Here is a 6400-nt window from a genome sequence, read left to right on the forward strand (position 1 = left end):
GCAGCTAGATAAGGACAAATTTATGTTTAAAAAAATTGTTTTAACATTTGCTGCTGTGCTTTCCTGCTCTTTTGCATGGGCAGAAAGTATACAAAAGCTCGGCTTTATTGATACCAGCCGTGTTTATCAGCAATCTGTTCAGGCTCAGTCTATTCAGAAAGATCTTGATAAAGAATTTGCGCCGTTGCAGAAAAAACTGCAAGTCATGCAAGCTGAAGGGCTGAAATTAAAAGAAGCAATTGAATCAGGGAAAGTTCCGGCGGCCGAACGAGAAGCAAAAATAAAACAAATGCTGCAAATGGATGAACAATATAAAGAAGCAGCTGCAAAACTGGCAGAAGATTACAACCTGCGTCGTAATGAAGAGTTTGCCTCACTTCAGCAAAATGCCAATAAAGTTATTATCGAAATGGCACGAAAAGAAGGATATGATTTGATCATACAAGATGCCATATTTGTCAACAGTAAATTTGATATCACTGATGCTGTTATTAAAGCATTAAATGCACAAAAACAGTAAGGCAGAAATATGGCTGTAAACCAGATAACCGCTACCGCTTTAGTTGAACAGCTGGGCGGACAATTGCGTGGCAGTGATGTCATTGTTACCAGAATTACTTCATTACAACAGGCGCAAGCAAACGATATCAGCTTTCTCAGTAATCCGCGTTTGCGTGCAGAAGCATTGGCCAGTAAGGCTGGGGTACTGATTGTTACCGAAAAATCTGCCGAAGTTTTAACTGATCGTACACTGATTGTTACTGATGATCCTTATCTCTACTTTGCCCAAGTTGCCCGTTTGTTTCATCCTCGCATTCAGGCTAAAGCATCTATCCATCCCAGTGCAGTAGTTGCACCATCTGCAAAAATTGCAGCCAGTTGCGAAATTGGTGCTCATGTTGTTATTGGCGAGCGCTGTATCATTGGTGAAAACACACGCATTCTGGCTGGCGCTGTTATTGAAGATGATTGTACGGTGGGTAATGACTGTGTTATTCATGCTAATGTAACCATTTATCATGGTTGTATACTGGGTAACCGGGTAGAACTGCATTCGGGATGTGTTATTGGTGCTGATGGGTTCGGTTTTGCATGGGACAAACAGAAAAATGAATGGTTTAAAATTGTTCAGACCGGTTGCGTGATTCTTGGCGATGATGTCGAAATTGGAGCCAACACCACAATTGACCGCGGAGCAATTGAAAACACCATCATAGAAAATGATGCCAAAATTGATAATCAGGTGATGATTGGCCATAACGGCAAAATCGGTGCTCATGTAGCTATTGTAGCCTGTACAGGCATTGCCGGTAGTACAGAAGTTGGTGCTTATTCAGTTATCGGCGGTGCAGCAATGATTGGTGGTCATTTACACATTCCGCCGAAAACAACTATTGGTGCTGCTACAGCTGTCAGTCACAGTATTAAGGAAAGCGGATACTATGCTTCTATTTTTCCGTTACAAAAACATAGTGACTGGGTAAAAAATGCTGCCCATATTCGTCATTTACATGAAATGAGTCAAAAAATAAAAGCCTTGGAACATCAATTAGCCGAATTAAACGGCAATTCATCAAACCAACAGGATTAAAGCAATGGATTGGTCTTTACCTTTAGATATTCGTACCCTGCAGAAATTATTACCTCATCGTTATCCGTTTTTACTGATTGATCGTGTTATCGCTTACGACAGTGAAGCCATGACTTTGAGTGCAATTAAAAATGTCACAGCTAATGAACCCTTTTTTCTTGGTCATTTTCCTGATTTTCCGGTTATGCCTGGTGTGTTGATTATTGAAGCTATGGCACAGGCATGTGGAACACTGGCTATTTTAAGTCATGGTGGTCGTGACGATGATGAAATTTATTTTTTTGTAGGCATCGATAATGCCCGTTTCAAGCGTCAGGTTGTCCCCGGCGATCAGCTGAAATTCGAAGTTAAATTATTGGCAAACAAACGTGATATCGGTAAATTCAAGGCTGTTGCTTTAGTAGATAATCAGGTTGCGGCAGAAGCTGAAATCATGTGTGCCAAACGCAAGGTAGAAAAATAAAAAATACATCACTAAAAATATTAATCATCTATGATTAAACTAGTCGTTAACCACGACAGCAGGAAATATACATGACGCAGATTCATCCCACAGCCATTATTGATCCCAAAGCAGAACTCGATAGTAGCGTATCTGTGGGAGCCTATACCATAATCGGTGCAAACGTGCAGATTGGAGCCAATACCGATATCGGATCGCATGTTGTTATTGACGGGCACACTACTATTGGTGAAGGCAATCGAATTTTTCAGTTTGCTTCACTGGGAGCAATCCCACAAGATAAAAAATACCATGGGGAACCAACAAGACTTATTATTGGTAACCATAACACCATTCGTGAATTTACCACCTTCAATACAGGTACCGTTACCGGCATTGGTGAAACTCGTATAGGTGATGATAACTGGATAATGGCTTATGTTCATTTGGCTCATGACTGTGTTGTCGGCAATCATACAGTTTTTGCCAACAATGCATCGCTTGCAGGACACGTTGTTATCGGTGACTATGTAATACTGGGCGGTTTCTCACTTGTACATCAATTTTGTCAAATTGGCGATTATGCTATGACAGCTTTTGCTGCCGGTGTGCATAAAGATGTACCCCCGTATGTTATGGCTGCTGGTTATCGTGCCGAGCCAGCCGGACTTAACACTGAAGGTTTGCGCCGGCACCAATTTGCATCAGAACAAATTGCCAACATCAAACGTCTGTATAAAATTCTTTACCGCCAGGGATTGGCTTATGCTGATGCTAAAGCCAGAATTATTGCTGAAGCAGATTCAGCACCTGAGTTACATGTGTTTAAAGAATTTTTTGCACAATCAACGCGTGGTATTATTCGTTAGTTCAGGCGCAATACAACAGGTAGATAATCAATAATTAATCTACCTGTTTTACATTTAAAGATAGAAATCTAAATACAGATATTTAATAGATGGATTAATTAATAATCTAGAAAATTTTTACATGAAATTTACTACATAACAATATCTAAATTTTATAAGTTATTTTAATAAGTACCTCAGAAAAATCTGCTGAATAATAGACTCTGTTATTCCATAACTCTGGAAAGCAATATTGATATATTGCTTTTATTAATACTTATATCGTGAAAATTTCATTATAAATATAAAAGGGAGAATCAATCGTTTGAATGGTTATAAATATATTTCTTGAAATATTGGACATCATCAGTTCTGCACTTTTCTAAAAACAAATAAAAAAAGAAAAGGGCGGTGATAAAAGACTAAGGAAAAAATGACATCATGTATATTTTATTAGTGCCTATATTATCGATTATATGAATAGTCTCCACTCAGTAATATGATATTACTTCATATCCCACTAGAAATAATATACGCAACTATAGTGATATCAGTAATTATGAATAATTATTTAATACGTGCAAACGGAGACAAAAATAATTTAAGTATTTAATTATGATGTCAAATTTTATTGTAGTATTATTTAATTAATTATATTGCAATAACAATAATCTATTAAAAATGGACTTTCCTTGACAGAAAGTCCATTTAATAGAATTATATTGAGATATTTAATTTACGATTTATCTTCCGTAACAAAGCCAACTTTTACCAAACCTGCATCCCGAGCAGCGGCTAATACCTGAGCAACATGATCATAAGCAACGTGTTTATCAGCAGCTATCGCCAGTACTAGTTCTGGATCTGCCTGAGCCTTCAGATGTAAATCATTTTTTAATTGAGTTAGGGAAAGTGTTTGTTCACCTAATTTATATTGCCCGTCAGCACCAATCGATAAGCGTAATGGAGATTTTGGTTCTGTTTGCTCCGTAGGATTAGCGGTGGTAGGTAAAGTTAACGGGATAGAATGAGTTAATACTGGCATCGTAATCATAAAGACAATCAAGAGTACCAGCATTACATCAACCAGCGGCGTTACATTAATATCAGCTGATTCATGTACCTCATCATCACTGAAATGACCGAATGCCATCACTATTCCTCATTATTTAATAATTGTGCATGTAAATCATGAGCAAAACCATCAAGATCACGACTTAAATTTTTCTTGCTGCGTACCAGACCATTGTAAAACAGTAAAGCCGGAATCGCTGCAAATAAACCTATGGCGGTAGAAATTAATGCCTCACCTATAGGACCAGCTACAGCAGCAATACTCATCTGTCCGCTATGGCCAATATTAATTAAAGCATGATAAATACCCCATACAGTACCAAATAATCCGATAAATGGAGCACTTGAACTTATTGATGCCAATACAGTCAGTCCACTCTCATAGTGGCGCATAATCTGTTCCATACTATTACGAATCTGACTGGTAAGGTAGCGGTTAAAGGGCATGGCCGCAGCCAAAGAATGATTAGCTTTATCATGATAAAGCTTACTTGCGTGTAATGCATCACGAGTCAGTAAAGCCACCGGTGAATGGTTTTCAGCCAGTTCATGTTGCAATTGAACCAGATTCTCAGCTGTCTCAAAGCAATTTAAAGCTATGCGATTATCCCGCCTTGCGCACCATAAACTCCAGCATCGAACCAAAGCAATAATCCAGGTTATAATGCTCATCAAGACAAGAATAGCCAGAACAGTTAGCAAAATCCAACCGCTTTGAGCATAAATTGAAGCAATATTACCATCCATAAGAATAATTACCTTCAAAGTTAATAATGATTTAACTAAATCATTTAAAATACAAAAATTACATTACTTATCGTTATTTTTTATCAATCTGATATTTTGAATTTTATATTAAACTGATAGTTATAAGAGATTGGAATACCACCGCGCGTAGCTGGTTTAAAACGATATCTCAGTATTGCCTGCTTAGCAGCTCGGTCAAGACGGCTATAGCCACTACTTTTACTTATAGTGACATTAAGTGCTTTTCCGTCTGCACCTACATAAACCTTTATACCCACCACACCTTCTTCCCCATTACTCCGAGCGTCATACGGATAATCCGGGTTTAATGTAGCCAGATAACCTCCCTGATATTCTTTTGGCACAACTAAGCTACCAGCAGACTGATCACTGCTGCTTTTACCATTTGCAGATTTGGAATCTGATTTTCCGCCAGTATTTGCAGAAGTAGCATCTGGAACATTGTTGCTAGGTGCAGGCGCTATTGGCGATGATTTTGCTACTGCAGGTGTCAGCTTCGGTTCATCCTCTTTGGGTGGAGTAACTTTAAATTGACTTTGTACTTTGCTAGTTGCTACAGGTTTTATCACAGTTTTTTCAGGTAGCACTTTTCTAGGCGGTGTTTTTACCGTCTGTTTATGCACAACATGCTGTTGAGATTCGGGTTGTTGAGGAACATCGTCAGCAATCTTGCCAGCCATATCCGAGCTTATGCCTAAATCAACAAAATTCAGTGCTTGTATATTATTATCAACTTTAATCTGCTGTTCATTAAATGCTATTGTCCAAAATAAAATAGCATGCACGCCCAGCACTAGAATAACAATTAAAAAATTGACTTTGCGTTGGTTTTCCATATCATTGCATGATAATAGAAACCATTATTATTTGCAATATAACTTAACACTAAAACATAAGACTGCGTTAATCAGTCAGATTGAGCAATTTATAAGCTTGTTAAAGCGTAAACAGATCGTATTTAAAGCTTTAATACACCTATATATACAATTATCAAAACAATATAATTATGACTTGATTCTATACTTAATATTTAAAAACAAAATATAAGATTAATTAAAATAGAAAATTATCAGATTATCGGAATTTATTTAGAACTATTAATTAAAGGTAACAGAAAAACCGCTTTATCTTTATATATATCTGTATCTCTAAATTTGGCTAATACTATTCGACAAAATCAAAATATAAAAAAACAGCAACAGACTAAAGTTAGAAAAATAGCTATGGACACATCTATATACTATAGAGTTCATAAAGTACAAGATAAAAGTTAAGTTAATTATTTAATTGATATATTTTAACAACAAAAAAGTTTACTGAAGCTCTATATAGAAACAATAGCCTTAAATATAACTAAATTAAATTTGGTTTAATCAATAAAGCCAGAGTCGAAGTAGTCCACAATAATTTAAAGTGAGCATATAAAAGTGCCAAATACAAATATAAGAAGAGTCATCTAGTCACAAGTAAAAGGAAACAGAGGCTATAAACAAGTCATCATCCCTATCGGCAGATAGTGGAGTCAAATAAAACTGCAAAATTGAGTCAAAGGAGCAAAAAATAAACTTAGGAAAAACAGTTAAGTGAGGAGGAAGTCAAAAATAAATGCAGGCAGGAGTTGACAGGGGATTTGTGGAGGCGTATAGTTCGCCTTCTTCGCTGATGACGCGACACGAA

The 6400-nt window shown here is 36.9% G+C and carries 7 protein-coding genes; 4 read left to right on the forward strand and 3 right to left on the reverse strand.

The window, feature by feature from the left end; genetic code table 11:
• Window positions 1-22 precede the first annotated feature (22 nt).
• The 4 genes from H3V11_RS11365 (at window position 23) to lpxA (ending at window position 2902) form a co-directional block, all read left to right on the forward strand.
• Window positions 23-520: an OmpH family outer membrane protein gene (locus H3V11_RS11365; protein WP_025329703.1), complete on the forward strand. Its 498-nt coding sequence runs from the start codon at window positions 23-25 to the stop codon at window positions 518-520.
• 9 nt (window positions 521-529) lie between these two features.
• The gene (lpxD, locus tag H3V11_RS11370; protein WP_084562372.1) at window positions 530-1591 is read left to right on the forward strand and encodes a UDP-3-O-(3-hydroxymyristoyl)glucosamine N-acyltransferase; all 1062 of its coding nucleotides are present in this window, start codon (window positions 530-532) and stop codon (window positions 1589-1591) included.
• Between the two features lie 4 nt (window positions 1592-1595).
• Entirely contained in the window at window positions 1596-2054 is a 459-nt protein-coding gene (gene fabZ, locus H3V11_RS11375; protein ID WP_025329705.1) for a 3-hydroxyacyl-ACP dehydratase FabZ, read from the forward strand.
• Between the two features lie 71 nt (window positions 2055-2125).
• Window positions 2126-2902 carry an acyl-ACP--UDP-N-acetylglucosamine O-acyltransferase gene (lpxA, locus tag H3V11_RS11380; protein WP_198225061.1) on the forward strand — a complete coding sequence of 259 codons (777 nt, stop codon included), beginning with the start codon at window positions 2126-2128 and terminating at the stop codon, window positions 2900-2902.
• A gap of 715 nt (window positions 2903-3617) precedes the next feature.
• On the opposite strand, the gene H3V11_RS11385 is transcribed toward lpxA, so the two are convergent.
• The 3 genes from H3V11_RS11385 to H3V11_RS11395 form a co-directional block, all read right to left on the reverse strand.
• Window positions 3618-4034, reverse strand: coding sequence for a biopolymer transporter ExbD (locus H3V11_RS11385; RefSeq protein ID WP_025329707.1), 417 nt, complete (start codon window positions 4032-4034; stop codon window positions 3618-3620).
• A 2-nt stretch (window positions 4035-4036) separates the two neighbouring features.
• Entirely contained in the window at window positions 4037-4702 is a 666-nt protein-coding gene (locus tag H3V11_RS11390; RefSeq protein WP_025329708.1) for a MotA/TolQ/ExbB proton channel family protein, read from the reverse strand.
• Window positions 4703-4785: 83 nt separating this feature from the next.
• The gene (locus H3V11_RS11395; protein WP_198225063.1) at window positions 4786-5559 is read right to left on the reverse strand and encodes an energy transducer TonB; all 774 of its coding nucleotides are present in this window, start codon (window positions 5557-5559) and stop codon (window positions 4786-4788) included.
• Window positions 5560-6400 lie beyond the last annotated feature (841 nt).

The organism is Snodgrassella sp. W8158 (assembly GCF_016100435.1).
In the GTDB taxonomy this organism is placed as follows: Bacteria; Pseudomonadota; Gammaproteobacteria; order Burkholderiales; family Neisseriaceae; genus Snodgrassella; species Snodgrassella alvi.

What these genes read in the sequence shown, in the direction of transcription:
- H3V11_RS11390 (WP_025329708.1), bottom strand. Translation starts at nt 4,702, where the DNA reads ATGGATGGTAATATTGCTTCAATTTATGCTCAAAGCGGTTGGATTTTG.
- lpxD (WP_084562372.1), top strand. Translation starts at nt 530, where the DNA reads ATGGCTGTAAACCAGATAACCGCTACCGCTTTAGTTGAACAGCTGGGC.
- H3V11_RS11385 (WP_025329707.1), bottom strand. Translation starts at nt 4,034, where the DNA reads ATGGCATTCGGTCATTTCAGTGATGATGAGGTACATGAATCAGCTGAT.
- fabZ (WP_025329705.1), top strand. Translation starts at nt 1,596, where the DNA reads ATGGATTGGTCTTTACCTTTAGATATTCGTACCCTGCAGAAATTATTA.
- lpxA (WP_198225061.1), top strand. Translation starts at nt 2,126, where the DNA reads ATGACGCAGATTCATCCCACAGCCATTATTGATCCCAAAGCAGAACTC.
- H3V11_RS11365 (WP_025329703.1), top strand. Translation starts at nt 23, where the DNA reads ATGTTTAAAAAAATTGTTTTAACATTTGCTGCTGTGCTTTCCTGCTCT.
- H3V11_RS11395 (WP_198225063.1), bottom strand. Translation starts at nt 5,559, where the DNA reads ATGGAAAACCAACGCAAAGTCAATTTTTTAATTGTTATTCTAGTGCTG.